At 66.3% G+C, this 16878-nt stretch carries 14 protein-coding genes and 1 tRNA gene; 8 read left to right on the top strand and 7 right to left on the bottom strand.

What is annotated here, in order from left to right:
• Positions 1-3 precede the first annotated feature (3 nt).
• From ybgF to EGJ34_RS00385, 4 genes are all read left to right on the top strand, one after another.
• A complete protein-coding gene (gene ybgF / locus EGJ34_RS00400; RefSeq protein WP_125357968.1) occupies positions 4-822 on the top strand; it encodes a tol-pal system protein YbgF in 819 nt (272 codons plus the stop codon).
• 88 nt (positions 823-910) lie between these two features.
• Entirely contained in the window at positions 911-1612 is a 702-nt protein-coding gene (queE, locus tag EGJ34_RS00395; protein WP_125357966.1) for a 7-carboxy-7-deazaguanine synthase QueE, read from the top strand.
• A gap of 75 nt (positions 1613-1687) precedes the next feature.
• Entirely contained in the window at positions 1688-2353 is a 666-nt protein-coding gene (queC, locus tag EGJ34_RS00390; protein ID WP_125357964.1) for a 7-cyano-7-deazaguanine synthase QueC, read from the top strand.
• 82 nt (positions 2354-2435) lie between these two features.
• A tRNA-Lys gene (locus EGJ34_RS00385) sits at positions 2436-2511 on the top strand.
• Positions 2512-2615: 104 nt separating this feature from the next.
• On the opposite strand, the gene EGJ34_RS00380 is transcribed toward EGJ34_RS00385, so the two are convergent.
• Entirely contained in the window at positions 2616-3398 is a 783-nt protein-coding gene (locus tag EGJ34_RS00380) for a hypothetical protein (RefSeq protein WP_125357962.1), read from the bottom strand.
• 420 nt (positions 3399-3818) lie between these two features.
• Between EGJ34_RS00380 and EGJ34_RS00375 the strand changes: the two genes are divergently transcribed.
• Positions 3819-4703, top strand: a complete 885-nt coding sequence (locus EGJ34_RS00375) for an NAD(P)-dependent oxidoreductase (RefSeq protein WP_125357960.1) — start codon at positions 3819-3821, stop codon at positions 4701-4703.
• A gap of 215 nt (positions 4704-4918) precedes the next feature.
• On the top strand, positions 4919-5590 hold the full coding sequence (locus EGJ34_RS00370; protein WP_125357958.1) for an MliC family protein: 672 nt from the start codon (positions 4919-4921) through the stop codon (positions 5588-5590).
• 115 nt (positions 5591-5705) lie between these two features.
• Here the strand turns inward: EGJ34_RS00370 and EGJ34_RS00365 are convergent, their stop codons facing one another.
• Positions 5706-6098 carry a response regulator gene (locus tag EGJ34_RS00365; protein ID WP_125357956.1) on the bottom strand — a complete coding sequence of 131 codons (393 nt, stop codon included), beginning with the start codon at positions 6096-6098 and terminating at the stop codon, positions 5706-5708.
• Between the two features lie 181 nt (positions 6099-6279).
• Between EGJ34_RS00365 and EGJ34_RS00360 the strand changes: the two genes are divergently transcribed.
• Positions 6280-6579: a zf-TFIIB domain-containing protein gene (locus EGJ34_RS00360; protein ID WP_125357954.1), complete on the top strand. Its 300-nt coding sequence runs from the start codon at positions 6280-6282 to the stop codon at positions 6577-6579.
• A 79-nt stretch (positions 6580-6658) separates the two neighbouring features.
• Here the strand turns inward: EGJ34_RS00360 and EGJ34_RS00355 are convergent, their stop codons facing one another.
• From EGJ34_RS00355 to EGJ34_RS00335, 5 genes are all read right to left on the bottom strand, one after another.
• Positions 6659-7546, bottom strand: coding sequence for a copper resistance protein B (locus tag EGJ34_RS00355; protein ID WP_125357952.1), 888 nt, complete (start codon positions 7544-7546; stop codon positions 6659-6661).
• On the bottom strand, positions 7543-9330 hold the full coding sequence (locus tag EGJ34_RS00350; RefSeq protein ID WP_125357950.1) for a copper resistance system multicopper oxidase: 1788 nt from the start codon (positions 9328-9330) through the stop codon (positions 7543-7545). Before EGJ34_RS00350 ends, EGJ34_RS00355 begins: the two co-directional genes overlap by 4 nt.
• A 96-nt stretch (positions 9331-9426) precedes the next feature.
• The gene (locus EGJ34_RS00345) at positions 9427-9906 is read right to left on the bottom strand and encodes a CopL family metal-binding regulatory protein (protein ID WP_260476852.1); all 480 of its coding nucleotides are present in this window, start codon (positions 9904-9906) and stop codon (positions 9427-9429) included.
• A complete protein-coding gene (gene recQ / locus EGJ34_RS00340) occupies positions 9906-11708 on the bottom strand; it encodes a DNA helicase RecQ (protein WP_125357948.1) in 1803 nt (600 codons plus the stop codon). The genes EGJ34_RS00345 and recQ overlap by 1 nt, the downstream gene beginning before the upstream one ends.
• Before the next feature lie 390 nt (positions 11709-12098).
• A complete protein-coding gene (locus tag EGJ34_RS00335) occupies positions 12099-12647 on the bottom strand; it encodes a Dps family protein (RefSeq protein WP_125357946.1) in 549 nt (182 codons plus the stop codon).
• An 88-nt stretch (positions 12648-12735) separates the two neighbouring features.
• Here EGJ34_RS00335 and hrpA point away from each other — a divergent pair, with 88 nt between their 5' ends.
• A complete protein-coding gene (gene hrpA / locus EGJ34_RS00330) occupies positions 12736-16866 on the top strand; it encodes an ATP-dependent RNA helicase HrpA (protein WP_125357944.1) in 4131 nt (1376 codons plus the stop codon).
• Positions 16867-16878: the final 12 nt, after the last annotated feature.

The following is a 16878-nucleotide window of genomic DNA, read 5'->3' as shown; positions in this document are numbered from 1 at the left end:
GTCATGCGCATCGGCATCAAACTGATGCTGGTCGTTGCGGCAGCCCTGGTGGCTGCCGCACCGGCGCAGGCCCAGCGGCAGAGCCTGTCCGACCGCGTAGGCGCGCTCGAGCAGCAGATGTACAACAACAGCTCCAACCAGGACCTGTTGAACCAGATCAATGCCCTGCGTCAGCAGGTGCAGCAGCTGCAGAGCGGCATCGAGCAGCTCCAGCACGAGAACGCCCAGCTGAAGCAGACCTCGCAGGACCAGTATCTGGACCTGGATGGTCGCCTGAACCGTCTGGAAGGCGGCGCTGCGCCTGCACTTCCGGCCGTCCCGGCCGCGAACGCCCCGGCCGCTGCCAAGCCCGTCGCACCGAAACCGCCTGTGGTCGCCACCGAGCGACCCCCGTCCGTGCACGGCGATGCCGGTGCCCTGGCGGCGAGTGGCGACGAGCGCACCATGTACAACGTGGCCTTTGATTCGCTCAAGGCCGGCAAGTATGACGAATCGGCGCAGATGTTCCTGAGCTTCCTCGAGCTCTACCCGAACGGCGTCTACACCCCCAACGCGCTGTACTGGCTGGGTGAAAGCTACTACGCCATCCGCAATTTCCCGCAGGCAGAGGCGCAGTTCCGCGACCTCATTGCCCGCTACCCGACCCACGACAAGGCGTCCGGCGGCCTGCTCAAGATCGGTCTGTCGCAGTATGGCGAGGGCAAGGTCGACGAGGCCCAGGCAACGCTGGAGCAGGTCGTCAGCACCTACCCCGGCTCAGACGCCGCCCGCACCGCGCAGGACCGCCTGCAGTCGATCCGGCTGGGCCAGCAGATCCGCTGACGCCCCAGCCGGCCCAGGCCGGTATAATGTCTGATTGAATGATGGCCGGGCTCTGCCCGGCCGCGCCCGTTTCCGAAGTTTTCTGCTCATGAACGCCACCTCGTCCGCCGCCGCCGCCGCGCTTCCCAGCGACATCGTGCAGTCGCCCCTGCCCAGGCTGAAGATCACCGAGATCTTCACCTCCCTGCAGGGCGAAGCTGATGCCGCCGGCTGGCCGAGCGTGTTCGTGCGCCTGACCGGCTGCCCGCTGCGCTGCACCTACTGCGACACCGCCTACGCCTTCCACGGCGGCACCTGGTGGGACATCGACGATATCGTCGCCGAGGTGCTGGCCCAAGGCGTCCAGCACGTCTGCGTGACGGGTGGTGAGCCCCTTGCGCAGAAACGCTGCCTGGTACTGCTGGAAAAGCTGTGTGACGCTGGAATGGACGTCTCGCTGGAGACCTCCGGCGCGCTGGACGTCAGCGGGGTGGACCCGCGCGTGTCGCGGGTGGTGGACCTGAAGACCCCTGGCTCGGGCGAAGTGGCCCGCAACCGGCTGGAGAACCTGCCGCTGCTGACCCGCCGCGACCAGATCAAGTTCGTGCTGTGCAGCCGCGAGGACTACGAATGGGCGCGCGGCATGGTCCGCGAGCACGCACTGAACGACCGCAGCATGGTGCTGTTCTCGCCCAGCAAGGGCCAGGTCACGCCGCGCCAGCTGGCCGACTGGATCGTGGAGGACCGCCTGCCGGTGCGCTTCCAGATGCAGCTGCACAAAATATTGTGGGATGACGAGCCGGGCCGCTGAGCCCGCTCGTGCTCCCTCGATGTACCCCCGGCGCGGGACAGCGTGCTGGTCCCCACAACCCACCGGATGTATTTCATGAGGAACGCAGTCGTGCTTCTTTCCGGCGGCATGGATTCCGCCGCCGTCATTGCCATCGCCCGTGAGCAGGGCTTCGCCGTACACGCCCTGAGCGTGCGCTATGGCCAGCGACATACCTCGGAACTGGACGCCGCCGCCAACGTGGCCAAGGCGCTCGGCGTGGTCGCGCACAAGACCGTCAACGTGGACCTGCGCAGCATTGGCGGCTCGGCCCTGACCGATGACATCGACGTGCCTGAAGCGGGCGGCGAGGGCATCCCGGTCACCTACGTGCCGGCGCGCAACACCATCATGCTGTCGGTGGCGCTGGGCTGGGCCGAGGTGCTGGGGGCAAGCGACATCTTCTGCGGCGTCAACGCGGTGGATTACTCCGGCTACCCGGACTGCCGCCCGGAGTTCATCCAGGCCTTCCAGACCTTGGCCAACCTGGCCACCAAGGCCGGCGTGGAAGGGGCGGGCATCCAGGTGCACGCGCCCCTGCAGTTCCTGAGCAAGGCCGACATCGTGCGCGAAGGCGTGCGCCTGGGCGTCGATTTCGGCCTGACCGTGTCCTGCTACAACGCCGACGAACAAGGCCGTGCCTGCGGCCACTGCGACGCCTGCCGCCTGCGCGCGCAGGGCTTTGCCGACGCCGGCGTGGCCGACCCGACCCGTTACGTCTGAGCCCGGGTTCACACGGCGGGTGTGACAGGCCGCCAAAGTGGGTTAGAATGCGCACCCCCGGCGCAAAGCCTGGGGCAGCAACGGGCCGTTAGCTCAGTCGGTAGAGCAGAAGACTTTTAATCTTTTGGTCGAAGGTTCGAATCCTTCACGGCCCACCAGTTGCTTCAATGATTCAAGGCGCTCTTGGAGCGCCTTTTTCATGCCCTTGCAAGAGGGCGATTCAGTGCCTGGCTGCGAATGCCATCGTGGCGCGCGCGGCCGCTCAGTACCTGCAGAGTGCATCACAGCGCTCATCGGAAAATGCCTCAGCTGCCTTCTCCAGCAGAGGTAGATGCCTTGATTCAACCTCCTGCCTGGCAGCACGGATGCGCTCGGCAATCATGGGGCGATCCTTCACCGGCAGCATGCCTGCATAGGTTGGCGCGACGTCTGCCAAGGTCTCGACCAGAACAGAGCGCAGCGCGGGAAGATCGCCAGCGTCCTCGATCGAATCCACCGAAGCCATGATCCCCCCGGAGATGCCGGTACGCATCGCGGTCAGGCTTTTGCGCTGCTGGGTGCTCAACCCAGCCGCTTCGACGGACGACAAATACTGATCTGCCACCACGACCATTGGCTGCATGCAGCGCAGCATGAACGGCATAAGCTGCAACATCTGTAGCTCGTGGTGCTTCAGGTTTGCCGTCACCTGCTGGTTCACCTTCTTCCAGTATGCGGCATCCTTCTGCGAAGGCAGGTCTGCCGGGTCAATCCCGAATGTCATGATGGACATGCTTGTGCTGGTGACATGCAGGCACAGTCCAGGCATATGCTCCATGTCCGCGACCGTGTACGTCGGCTCATCCAGCAGGTACTTCTGATCTGAAATAGTGCGGACCAGTGCCATGGCCTGTTCACTGTCAAGCTTCGACCGGTCCTGCGAACGGTTGGCTTCCATTATCAGCAGTCTGAACTCCGACGCGGCCTTTTCCTGCGTTTGCATGCGGGTAAGATTGTCGTCTGCAGCACTTGCGTGCAGAGCGCTCCCGGCTGCAATCAGCAGCAAAGCGGCGACGCTTCCACGAACACGCCTGGGGTGCCTCCTGGCCATCTGCAAGCAGCTCCATCTGATTGATTGATGTCAGAGGGTAGTGGAGGAAATGCATGGCCGGCAACAAGAAGTGCCAGGGCAAGGCGGGCCTCCCCGGCTGGCCGCGCTCAACGGGCTGCTGAACCACCGGCCCCAGGGCGACGGCAACGCCCTGCAGAACCAGCAGCAGTATCGCCCAGCCGCCGATCATCAGTGGGCCTGCAGCAGGCTCTTGTCGGCGAGCGTGGAATCCAGTGCGGCGGGGCGCAGCGCCAGCATCTCACGCGGGCGCATCCCGACCGCTGCGGAGTGTGCTGCAATGCCGGTTCACTGCCCCTCGGGGTCGCTACAATCGCCCCATCCCGGTAGCTCCCGGGCGCTGATAGATGCACCACAGTGAAGATTGTTCTGACAGGAAGTTCAGGCAGGGTCGGACGCGCCATTTACGGTGCGCTGGCCGCGCGCCACGAGGTGATCGGGGTCGACCGCAGTCCGTTTGCGACCACGCGCCATGTCGGCGATGTCACCGATACGCGGCTGCTGGCCGCTACGTTGAAAGGCGTGGATGCGGTGATCCATGCGGCCGCGCTGCATGCCCCACACGTGGGGCTGCACAGCGACAGCGAGTTCCAACGAATCAACGTGGAGGGCACCCAGACCGTGGCCCGCCTTGCACGCGAGTCGGGCGTGCGCCGGATGGTGTTTACCAGCACGACGGCGTTGTACGGACATGCCATTACGCCGGGGCAGTGCACCTGGGTGGATGAGCAGACCGTGCCGCAACCCCGGACCGTGTATCACCGCTCCAAGCTGGCCGCCGAGCAGGCGCTGGAAGAGATGGCGGGCGAGGACTTCCAGGTGCGGGTGATCCGCATGTCGCGCTGCTTCCCGGAAACGCCCGACCGGATGCTGATGTATCGACTGCACCGTGGTGTGGACGTACGCGATGTGGCTGATGCGCATGTGGCCGCGCTGACCAACAGTGGGCCGGCGTTCCAGCGCTACATCGTCAGTGGCAGTACCCCGTTCCAGCGTGCCGATTGCGACGCGCTGGTCACTAGCCCGCGGGAGGTGTTGGCGCTGCGCTGCCCGCAGTGGCTGGCCGAATACGACCGGCGTGGTTGGGCGCTGCCGGTGATTGACCGCATTCATGATGCATCGGCGGCGCGCGAAGGGCTGGGGTGGGTCAGCCGTCGCGGCCCGGAGGCGGTGCTGGAGCAGTTGGCCGTGGGGAGTATTGAAGTGCTGCCGGAGAAGCGTCGCGCCGATTGCAGCGTGTGACGGGGGCCTTGGTAGAGCCGGGCTTGCCCGGCTGGTGGTGTCCGTGCAACTTCAGCCGGGCAAGCCCGGCTCTACGGAATTCCCCCAGTCATTTCTCGGGCGCGTGGCGACGCGTTCATCCTTACGGCCGCGTCGCTCCTGCTTCGGCGCGGCTCTACGTGGTATGGACGTGGGGGCGGGCAGAATGGGGCTCTCGTCAGGGTGCTGGAGCTCCCATGAAACGTCCCCTTCTGCTGAGCCTGGCCGCACTTGTGCTGGTGGCGTGCTCCAAGCCCGAACCCACTCCAGCGGAACCCTCCGCGCAGCCGCCTGCAGCGGCGGAATCGACGACCCCGGCTGCTGCACCCGCACCCGCACCCGCGCCTGCCCCCGCGCAAGGTCCATCATTCGACTGCAACCAGGCCCGTTCCGACGCGGAAACCCAGGTCTGCAACGATGCGGAACTGTCAGCCCTGGATCGGCGGCTGGCTGAGCTTTACAAGGCCGCCCAGACCAGCCCGGATGAGTTGGATATCGCCGCCGAGCAGCGCGGGTGGGTAAAGGGGCGCGATGCGTGCTGGCAAGCCGTGGATGCAAGGCGTTGTCTGGTCGAGGCCTACCAGACGCGCATCGTTGAACTGCAGATCGCCAACACACCCGGCCCGGCACCTGCAACGGTCAACTTCGTCTGCGAGGGCAGCGACAAGCCGCTGGCCGTGACCTTCTACAACGAGATCGAGCCGAACGCGGCGGTCATTCGCCTGGGCAAGGACCAGGCCATCACGTTCCTGGCACCGGCCGCCAGCGGCGCGCGTTACACCCGCGAAGGGGTGGAGTTCTGGGAGCATCAGGGCGAAGTGACGCTGGCGTTCTACGGCACCCGTCTGAGCTGCCGCAAGCCGGCGTAGCGCCACGCCCTGCGCGGCTGCACAACATGGAGTAGCCGACCACCGCGAAGCCACGCTGGGCGTGGCTCTACGAGGAGCATCAGCCGGTGAACGGCGGTTGCCGTGTGGCGGGGGCTCAAGCCGCCAGGGGCGGCTGCAGGGTCTCGCGGATGGCGTCCAGCAGTTCGCTCATGGTGTACGGCTTGGGAAGGAAACGCATTGCACCGGTCAGCTGGGGCAGAACCTCGGCCTGCGGCAGGCCCGAGGTGACCAGAACCGGCAGGCCCGGCTGGTACTGCTGGATCAGGTGGGCCGCCTCCAGGCCGCTGACCCCACCCAGGCACACGTCGGTGAACACCAGGTCGAAGCGCTCCCCGGCGCGCAGCAGGCCGAGCGCAGCCTCTGCGGTGCTTACTGCGGCGACTTCGCAGGCCTGGCTCTCAAGGGTGAGGCGGCTCAGCTCGCGGGTGTCTTCGCTGTCTTCAACCAGAAGTACGCGGGGGACGGGGTGGTGCTTGGACAGCAACATGGAGCGTTTTTCCTGCAGGCAGGTGGCGAAAGGCGCGCAAGTATCGCCGCTGCGCCAGTGAGGAAATCGTGCAGGAAACCTCATTACGGCATCGTTACGTGGGTCCGGGTCGTTGTCAGCTGGTCAGCTGGCGGCAGGTAAAGTCAGGGATTGAACAGATATTGAATACAGGAGTTCACCCATGCAGTGTCCCGTCTGCACCACCCAGGCGCTGGTGATGTCCGAGCGCCAGGGCATCGAAATCGACTATTGCCCGCAGTGTCGCGGGGTCTGGCTGGACCGGGGCGAGCTGGACAAGATCATCGAGCGCTCGGCGGCCGCCGCAGCGCCGGCACCGGTTCGCGCCGCTACTCCGCCGCCGCCGCCGCCGGAAGTGCGGCACCGCGATACCCGTCACCTCGGGCAGCAGCATTATGGTGATCAGCACGGTGGGTATCGGAAGAAGAAAGAGAGCTTTCTTTCTGACATCTTCGATTTCTGATGGAGCCAGCCGGGCAGAGCCCGGCTCTACATCACGCGATGATCGGTAGTGCCGGCCATTGGCCGGCACCCTATCGTCCCTAGAACCACACCCGCACACCGGCGACCCAGCGTGTATCACGCAGGTCTTCGCCGGCTGCGCGGTGGTAGTCGGCGGTATCGCCAAACAGGCGCTCATGGCTGATACCGACGTACGGTGCGAAGCGGCGGCTGAATTCGTAGCGCAGGCGCAGGCCGGCTTCCACCTTGTTCAGGCCACTGCCAATGCCACGTTCGGGCTCGTCTTTGGCAGCCATGGTTGCTTCCACCAGCGGCTGCAGGATCAGCCGGTTGGTGAGCAGCAGTTCGTACTCGACTTCGGCCGTGGCCATTACCTGTCCGCCTTCCCCGACGTACGCCGTTGCCGAGGTCTCGAACTTGTACGGGGCCAGCCCCTGTACACCGAATGCGGCCCAGGTCCGTGAATCGGCCGGGCGGAAGTCCTGCTTTACTCCGACCAGAACATCCCACCACGGCGACACGCTGCGACCGTACAGCACCTCCACGTCGGCTGCTTCGGTCCGTCCACCGCTACGCTCACCTTCGCTGCGCAGCCACAGCCGGTTGATGTTGCTGCCGACCCAGCCGCTGGCCTCCCAGGCCTGGCCAGTGCCGTGCTTCCCGTCCCAACCCTCCAGACGATTGATCAGCAGCAGGCTGTGGAGGTCCGGTGCATGTTCCATTGCGCCGTGATCGATCGGTGGAAAGGCCGCGGCACGGTCCGCATCGGTGATCTCGGGAATCGGTTCGCGGGGTAGATCGTCATGGGGGGCACCATGGCCCATGGCGGCATGATCCATGCCTGCATGGTCCATCGTGGCGTGATCCATCTTCGAATGATCCATGCCGGCATGTGACTGCGCCCACGCGGGCGCGACGGCCATCAGCAGGACAGTGCTGAGGCTGCAGCGAGTAAGTTTCCGACTCATTCCTCGATCCTCACTTCGCGCATCATGCCTGCTTCCATGTGGTACAGCAGGTGGCAGTGGTAGGCCCAACGACCGAGTGCGTCGGCGCGCACGCGGTAGCTGCGACGGGTGCCGGGGGGCATGTCGATGGTGTGCTTGCGCAGCTGGAACTCACCGTCGGCATTCTCCAGGTCGCTCCACACGCCATGCAGGTGAATGGGGTGCTGCATCATGGTGTCGTTGACCAGCACGATGCGCATCCGCTCGCCGTAGTTCAGGCGCAGGGGCTCGGCACCGGCGAAGGGGATGCCGTCGAAGGACCAGCTGAATTTTTCCATGTGTCCGGTCAGGTGCAGTTCGACCTCGCGGCTCGGCTCGCGCCCGTCCGGATCCTCGAACAGGCTGTGCATGGCACCATAGGTCAGCACTGTTCGTCCGTTGTCGCGCAGCCCGATGCCCGGATCATCCAGCTTCGGATCGGTCGCGTTGCTGCGCATGTCGACCAGCGGGTTGTTGTCTTCGCTGGGCGCATGGCGCGGTGCCTTGCTGTCGGCTGCACCGTGCGCGGCATGGCCCATGTGTGCACCGCAGCCACCCTCCATGCCCTTCATGGCATGCGCGCCGTGATCCATGCCATGGTCCATGTCATGACCCATGTCACTCATGGTCAGCAGGGGGCGCGGATCACGCGCGGGTACCGGGGCCTGCAGGCCGTGCCGAACGGCCAGCGTGCCGGCGGCGTAGCCGGTGCGGCCCATGTCCTGGCAGAACACCGTGTAGGCGTCCTGGCCGCTGGGCTCGACGATCACGTCAAAGGTTTCAGCGGGTGCTATGCGGAACTCATCGACGCTGACCGGATGGATGTACTGGCCGTCGGCCGCAACCACGGTCATCTTCAAACCGGGAATGCGCACGTCGAAGTAGGTCATCGAGCCGCCATTGATGAAGCGCAGCAGCACCTTTTCGCCACTGCGGAACAGTCCGGTCCAGTTGCCTGCCGGCGCCGTGCCATTGAGCAGGTAGGTATAGGTGTGGGCGTTGATGTCGGAGATGTCGGTGGGGGTCATGCGCATGCGTCCCCACATGCCGCGGTCGGCGGTCGTTGCGGCCCAGCCGTCACGTCGCACATCGCGCAGGAAGTCAGGCAGCGTGCGCTTGTAGTAGTTGTCGTACTCGGCAAGCTTCTTCATGCGCCGGAACAGCGCGCCCGGGTCCATGTCGGTCCAGTCCGACAGCATGATCACGTGCTCGCGGTCGTACCGGTAGGGAGCCGGTTGCAGCGGGTCGACAATCAGTGCGCCGTACAGCCCCGCCTGTTCCTGGAACATCGAATGGCTGTGGTACCAGTAGGTGCCGGACTGCTTGAGGGTGAAGCGGTAGTCGTAGGCCTCGCCGGGCGCGATGCCGTTGAAGCTCAGGCCGGGTACGCCGTCCATGTTGGCCGGCAGCAGGATGCCGTGCCAGTGGATCGAGGTCGGGTGCGCCTGCAGTGTGTTGGCCACCCGCACGTGCACGGTATCGCCTTCGCGCCAGCGCAGGATCGGGGCCGGCAGACTGCCGTTGACGGTGATGGCAGGGCGGGTGCGGCCGGTGAAGTTGGCCAGCGATTCGCCAATGCGCAGCTGGAACGCGGTGCCGGTGAGCACCTGAGGGACAGTGGCGGGTTGCGGCGCTGACGCCAGCGCACGGTTGGGCAGGGCGGCGGACAGGCCAGCGACGACACCGCCTGCCGCCAGACCCTGCACGAACAGGCGGCGCGAGGGCAGCGCGGGTAATCCCTGGCCCGGGGAGGAAGGATGACGCATGGAAACTCCAATCTGGATCGGAAAGGCACGCACAGGTGCCGTCAGGACACGCGCACGGGGCGGTGTCCGATCACGCAGGTAACTGCGGAGAGGACTTCAGACGATGGGAGGACGGCTGATGCGGTCCAGCGGCGGGGCCGGAAGCGAAGCGCGCACCTCACCCAGCGGGGCCAGGGCGATGGGCGGGGGCGTAGGCAGCCACAGCACCTGCGCGGTCAGGCTGGGCTGCTGGGCGCAGTTGCGCAGGCAGTCCTTGAGCTGGCAGTGGTCGCCCTCGTGCGGTGTCGAGGCGTGGTGGCCAGTGCCGTGATCCGCCGCCGGCTCCGCGTGGTGCGCCGTAGCCTGGCTGTGGCAGGGCGGTTGGCCGTGCTCGACCGGGGCGGCGGGCAGCAGAGCCAGCGCCATGGGCGCGGCCATGCCGACGTTCAGCCCGTTGAACAACAGGCTGAGGATCAGAACCACGCGCAGGAGCAGGCCACCGGGCGACATGAACGGCATCTTGGCAGCAAACCCGGACGGGTGCACCTGCGCCTGAACGCGCGGTTCAACTCTGGAGCTGTGTCCGACAGGTGCCATCAGCCTTCTTCGCGGACGATCTCGATCAGCCGGTTGCCGTAGCGGGCCAGTTTGCTGCCGCCGATGCCGCCCACCCGGCCGAGTGCGTCGATGCTGGTGGGGCGCTGTTCGGCAATGTTGCGCAGGGTGCTGTCGTGGAAAATGACGAAGGCGGGTACGTTCTGCTCGCGCGCCAGTTCGGCACGCAGGCCGCGCAAGGCGTTGAACAGGGCCAGGTCCTGCGGCAGCACCGACAAACCGGTGCGCTGGCCGCTGCGTTCGCGTTCGCGGGTGGGGGCCTGGTCCCGGCGCATCATTACCTTGCGCCGCCCCTTCAGGACGTCGCGGCTGGCGTCGGTCAGGCGCAGGCCACCGTAGGCGTCGCTGTCCACTTCCAGCAGGCTGGCGGCCACCAGCTGACGGAACACGCTGCGCCAGGTCCGGGCGTCGAGGTCATTGCCGATGCCGTAGGTGCTGAGCTCGCTGTGGCCGAACTGGCGGATCTTCTCGTTGTCGCCGCCACGCAGGATGTCGATCAGGTGGCCGACGCCGAAACGCTGGCCGCTGCGATACACGCAGCTCAGCGCCTTCTGCGCGGCAATGGTGGCGTCCCAGGCATCGGGAGGCTGCAGGCAGTTGTCGCAGTTGCCACAGGGTTGCGGATAGGTTTCGCCGAAGCCGGCCAGCAGCACCTGGCGGCGGCACTGCATGGATTCGCAGTAGCCCAGCAGGTGGTCGAGTTTGGCGCGTTCGAGATTCTTGCGCTCTTCACCGGCCTCGGATTGCTCGATCATCTGCTTGAGCAGTACCACATCGCCCAGCCCATAGCACAGCCAGGCCTCGGCGGCTTCGCCGTCGCGTCCGGCGCGGCCGGTTTCCTGGTAGTAGCCTTCCATCGACTTGGGCAGGTCGGTGTGGGCGACAAAGCGTACGTCGGGTTTGTCGATGCCCATGCCGAAGGCGATGGTGGCGCACATGACGATGCCGTCCTCGCGCAGGAATCGACGCTGGTTGTCGGCGCGGACCTCGGCAGGCAGACCGGCGTGGTAGGGCAGGGCATTCATGCCCTGGGCGCACAGGAACTCGGCGGTTTCCTCGACTTTGCGCCGGGACATGCAGTAGACGATGCCGGCCTCGTCGCGATGCCCGCGCAGGAAATCGAGCAGCTGCCGCTTGGCGTTGTCCTTCTGGACAACGGTGTAGCGGATGTTGGGGCGGTCGAACGAGCTGACGAAGTGCTGCGCGTTGGTCAGGTCAAGGCGTTCAGCGATCTCGCGCTGGGTGGGCGGATCGGCAGTGGCGGTAAGCGCGATGCGCGGGATGTCGGGCCAGCGTTCGTGCAGGACGGTGAGCTGGCGGTACTCCGGGCGGAAATCATGCCCCCACTGCGAGACGCAATGGGCCTCGTCGATGGCGAACAGGGCAATGCGGCTGCGCGCGAGCAGTGACAGGAAGCGGCCGGTCAGCAGGCGCTCCGGGGCCACGTACAGCAGCTCCAGTTCACCGGACAGCAGCTCACGCTCGACCCGGGCAGCAGTCTCGGCATCCAGCGTGGAATTCAGGTACTCGGCACGCACGCCAAGCTGGCGCAGGGCCTCCACCTGGTCCTGCATGAGTGCGATCAGTGGCGAAATGACGATGCCGGTGCCGTCACGCAGCAGCGAGGGCACCTGGTAGCACAGTGACTTGCCGCCGCCGGTGGGCATGAGCACCAGCGCATCATTACCGGCCGCGACATGTTCAACGATCGCCTGCTGCGGACCGCGGAAATCGTCGTAGCCAAAGACGCGGTTGAGCAGGTCGTGCGCGGGGCGGGAGGACATCCGGTTAGTTTACCGGTTCCTTGGCTCTCTTCCCTGTCCGCCTTTGCCCCATGTTCCAGTCGGTGACATGCTCTACGTAGAGCCGGGCTTGCCCGGCTGCTGTTGGTTCTTGGCGAACAGCCGATGTTCACGGCTTTCCTGGCTTGGCGGGCCGGGGCGGGCGTTCCGGGGGACGCTGCAAGTACGTCCATGTAAGCTCATCGCCGCATCCATGCGGCTCGTGCCCCCTCCAGCCCACCCCGACCCGTCTTGACAGCGGGTCGGTGGCCACAGGAGACCGCAAAACCGTTCGCCGGCCCGGTAGCGTCGGTCGACAGACGACGGCCGGGAAACGCCCAACTTGCGGTAACGCATGACCTCAGAGCGAAGACGCTACTGCCGTCGGTGACATCACTGGAGCAAAGAGCGCAGCATCCAGGCGTACTTTTCGTGGGTCTGCAGGCGCTGGGTCATCAGGTCCTCGGTGGGGGCGTCGTCGGCGTCGTCGGCGACGTCCAGGACGTGGCGGGCGGTGCGGCAGACGGCCTCGTTCGCGGCGACCAACTGGCGTACCATTTCACGCCAGTCGGCGCTGTCGCTCAGGCCCGGCTCCTCGGCAATCGAGGTCAGGGCAGCGAACTCGCGGTACGAGCCCGGGGCGTTGAAGCCCAGGGCGCGGATGCGCTCGGCCACGTCGTCCAGGGCCGCCCACTGTTCGGTGTACTGGGTCTCGAACATGGTGTGCAGCGAGTTGAACATCGAACCGGTCACGTTCCAGTGGAAGTTGTGGGTCTTCAGGTAGAGCGTGAACGCGTCAGCCTGGAAGCGGGCCAGGCCGTCGGCGATCTTCTTGCGATCGCCCTCCTTGATCCCGATATCGATGTTGGGGGCCGACGGAGCCGCTGCGGCCAGCTTCTGCTTGGCGGTCTTGGGTTTTGCCGGGGTCTTGGTCTTTGCCATGGGGATGTCCTCCTGGTGGATGGGATGGCCTTCACAATAGATCAGACTAACCTTCTAGTAGTACTCAAGTTTTCAATTGATTCGATTCATGGCAGCTATCAACACATCCGACGCCTCCGCGCTGCGCCAGCAGCAGACCGCCATTGATGGGGCCATGAGCCGCGACCGGGGCCGCCTGCTCGGATTGCTCTCGCGCCTGCGCAGCAAGCCCGGTGATGCCAATCTGGCGTCAACGTTCGAGCAGGCCCTGCAGGCCTCGGTCCAGCGCCGGCAGGCGCGGGCGCTCAGCCAGCCGGCGATCAGTCTGGATGACAGCCTGCCCATTGCGCGTGAAGCCGAGCGCATCACCGCACTCATCCGCGAGCATCAGGTCGTGGTCATCGCCGGTGAGACCGGCTCGGGCAAGACCACCCAGCTGCCGAAGCTGTGTCTGGCCGCAGGCCGCGGCGTGGCTGGCATGATCGGCTGCACCCAGCCGCGGCGGATTGCCGCACGCGCCGTGGCCACCCGTGTGGCCCAGGAGCTGCAATCGGAGCTGGGCACGACCGTCGGCTACCAGGTGCGCTTCACCGACCGCGTGGGCGATGACGCCCGCATCAAGTTCATGACCGACGGCATCCTGCTGGCCGAGATCAGCAGCGACCGCTGGCTGTCGCAGTACGACACGCTGATCGTCGATGAAGCGCATGAGCGCAGCCTCAACATCGATTTCCTGCTGGGTTATCTCAAACAGCTGCTGAAGAAGCGCCCGGACCTCAAGCTGATCGTCACCTCGGCGACCATTGATACCTCGCGCTTTGCGCAGCATTTCGACGACGCGCCCGTCATCAGTGTCGAAGGCCGCACGTTCCCGGTCGAGGTGCGCTACAGGCCGCTGGAAGGCGAGGGCGGTAGCGAAGTCGAAGGTGGCCGCGACGGCGAGCGCACGATCAATGACGCGCTGGTCGCGGCGGTGGACGAAATCACGCGAACCGACCCGCGCGGCGACATCCTGGTGTTCTTCCCGGGCGAGCGCGAAATCCGCGACGCGCACCAGGCGCTGGAACGGCGCAAATACCGCGAGACCGAAGTGCTGCCGCTGTATGCGCGGCTGTCGGTCAAAGACCAGGACATGGTGTTCAACCCCGGCAGCCGGCGACGCATCGTGCTGGCCACCAACGTGGCCGAAACCTCGCTCACCGTGCCGCGGATCCGCTACGTGATCGACCCCGGCCTGGCCCGGGTCAAGCGCTACAGCCCGCGCCAGAAGCTGGACCGCCTGCATATCGAAGCGGTCTCGCAGGCCAGCGCCAACCAGCGCAAGGGTCGCTGCGGCCGCGTTTCCGAAGGCGTGTGTTACCGCCTGTACTCCGAGGCAGATTTTCTCTCGCGGGCGGAGTTCACCGACCCCGAAATCCGTCGCTCCAGCCTGGCCGGTGTGATCCTGCGCATGTTGCAGCTGGGGCTGGGGCGGATCGAGGATTTCCCGTTCCTGGAAGCGCCGGACGAGCGCGCCATTGCCGACGGCTGGCAGCAGCTGGGTGAACTGGGGGCCATTGACGACCAGCGCCGGCTGACCCCGATCGGTCGGCAGATGGCCCGGCTGCCGGTGGACGTCAAACTGGCGCGCATGCTGGTGGCGGCGCAGGCGCAGGGTTGCCTGCGTCCGATGCTGGTGATCGCGGCCTTCCTGGGCATCCAGGACCCGCGCGAACGTCCGCCGGAGGCGCGTGCAGCGGCGGACAACGCGCATGCGCTGTTTGCCGATGGCCGCTCGGAGTTCGTGGGCGTGCTGCGCCTGTGGGAAGGCTATCGCCAGGCCCATGAGGAGCTGACCCAGTCCAAGCTGCGTGGCTGGTGCGAACGCCACTTCCTGGGTTTCCTGCGTATGCGGGAATGGCGCGAGCTGCACCGCCAGCTGCGGGTGCTGTGCGAGGAGCTCGGCTGGAATGAAGAACCGGCCGACAGCATGCTGGCTCCGCTGCTGGCCGGTTCGACCGCCCCTGCGCCCGCGCGCGACGACGAAGCCAAAGCCAAGGCTACGCGCGGACAGTTGCATCGCGCCGCCCGTCTGGCCCGCGAAGGCAAGGCGGTGGCGATGGCACCGTCCGCGGCGACAGCAGCCGGACAGAGCCCGGCTCTACAGGGGGGGCAGCGGGACTCGCAACGTGAAGAGCGTGGCGGCTTCAGCGAACGTACCCGCGCGGCGGCCTACCAGACCCTGCACCGTGCGCTGATTGCGGGCTTGCCGACACAGATTGGCCATCGCAGCGACAAGGGAGACTTCCTGGCCCCGCGCCAGCGTCGCTTCCTGCCCTTCCCCGGCTCGGCGATGGCAAAGAAGCCTGCCCCCTGGCTGCTCGCCGCCACGCTGCTCGACACGCAGAAGGTGTGGGGCTTGACGCTGGCCGCGATCGAGCCCGACTGGGTGGTTGCCGAACTGCCGCATCTGCTGCTGCGCAAGCACTTCGACCCGCACTGGTCGCGTGCGCAGGGACAGGTGCTGGCGTCCGAACAGATCAGTCTGTTCGGCCTGGTGCTGGCCCCGAAGAAGCCTGTGCATTACGGTCGCATCGCGCCGGGCGAGGCGCACGACATCTTCGTACGCCAGGCGTTGGTGACGGGAGAGATCAACACGCGCGCCAGCGTGGTCGCCGACAATCTCAAAGTACTGGAGCAGGCGCGCGAGGAAGAGGCCAAACTGCGTCGTGCCGGTATCGTCGCAGACGAGGACTGGCAGGCGCGCTGGTATCTGGACCGCATTCCGGCGCAGATCCATTCGGCCACCGGCCTGGACACCTGGTGGAAAGGTCTCCCACCTGAGCAGCGCCATGCGCTGGCATGGTCGCTGGCGGACCTGCTGCCGGGCGAGGGCAGTGACGCCGAGCGGTATCCGAAGTATCTGCCGCTGGGCGACGCGCGGCTCGCATTGCACTACCGTTTCGAGCCGGGCAGCGAGGACGACGGGGTCAGCCTGGATGTACCGCTGCACCTGCTCAACGCACTGGATCCGGCGCGACTGTCGTGGCTGGCTCCGGGATTCGTGGCCGACAAAGCCTCGGCGTTGATCCGGAGTCTGCCCAAGGCGATGCGGCGCAACTACGTGCCCGCCCCGGATTTCGGGCGTGCCTTCTTTGAAGCGTATGCACAGCCCAGCGCCGATGATCTGCGCGGCGAGCTGGCCCGGTTCCTGTCACGCGCCACGGGTGCGACGGTCGCAGCCACGGATTTCGATGAAGCGGCACTGGAGCCGCATCTGCGCATGAACCTGCGCCTGTATGACGGGCAGGGCAAACTGCTTGCAACATCGCGCGACCTCGAGGCACTGCGTGCGCGCTTTGGTGAGCGCGCAGGCGATGCGTTCGCCGCCCGTGCAGGTCGGGCGCTGGCTGCCGAAGGGCTGCGCGAGTTTCCTTCGACGCCCATACCGCTGCAGGTGCCGGGAGAGGCCGGCGTGCCCGCCTATCCGGCGCTGGTGGATGCCGGTGAGACGGCCTCGCTGCGAATTTTCGCTGACCGCAATGAAGCGGCCGAACAACACCCGCGTGGCGTCCGGCGCCTGCTGGACATTGCGCTGGCAGAGAAGGCGAAACAGGCGCGCAAGCAGCTTCCGGTTCCACCCAAGACCGGCCTGCTCTATGCGGCGATCGAGTCGCAGGAGCGCCTGCGCGGCGACCTGGTGGATGCGGCGCTGAACGCGGTACTGGCCGATGGCCTGGGTGACATCCGCGATCCGGCGGCTTTCGCGCAGCGGCGCGACACCGCCGGACGGGCGTTGTTCGGTGAGGCGATGGCGCGCCTGAAACTGGCCGAATCGATCCTGGCCCATGTCGCCGAACTCAAGCCGCAACTGGAGGCACCGTTGATGGGCTGGGCGCGGGGCAATCTGGACGACATGGAACAGCAGTTGGCCGCGCTGGTACACCCCGGGTTCCTGCGGGATACACCTGCCGACGCACTGGCCAACTATCCGCGCTACCTGCGCGCGATGATCCTGCGGACCGAGCGCGCCAAGCGTGATCCGCCGCGCGACCAGGCGCGCATGCTGGAGCTGCGGCCGTTCCTGGATGCGCTGGACGAAGCGCAGGCGCGTGGCCTGCGAGGACGCGCGCAGTGGCAGGCGCTGCGCTGGGACCTGGAGGAGCTGCGGGTATCACTGTTCGCCCAGGAACTCGGGGCGAAAACCGGCATCTCAGCCAAGAAGCTGGCCCAGCGGGTGGCGGCACTGCGGCAGGGGTGACGCGCCTGCGCC

Origin of the sequence: Stenotrophomonas sp. 278, from assembly GCF_003935715.1 — a bacterium.
In the GTDB taxonomy this organism is placed as follows: Bacteria; Pseudomonadota; Gammaproteobacteria; order Xanthomonadales; family Xanthomonadaceae; genus Stenotrophomonas; species Stenotrophomonas maltophilia_AH.
This window is presented reverse-complemented; position numbering and strand designations above follow the sequence as displayed.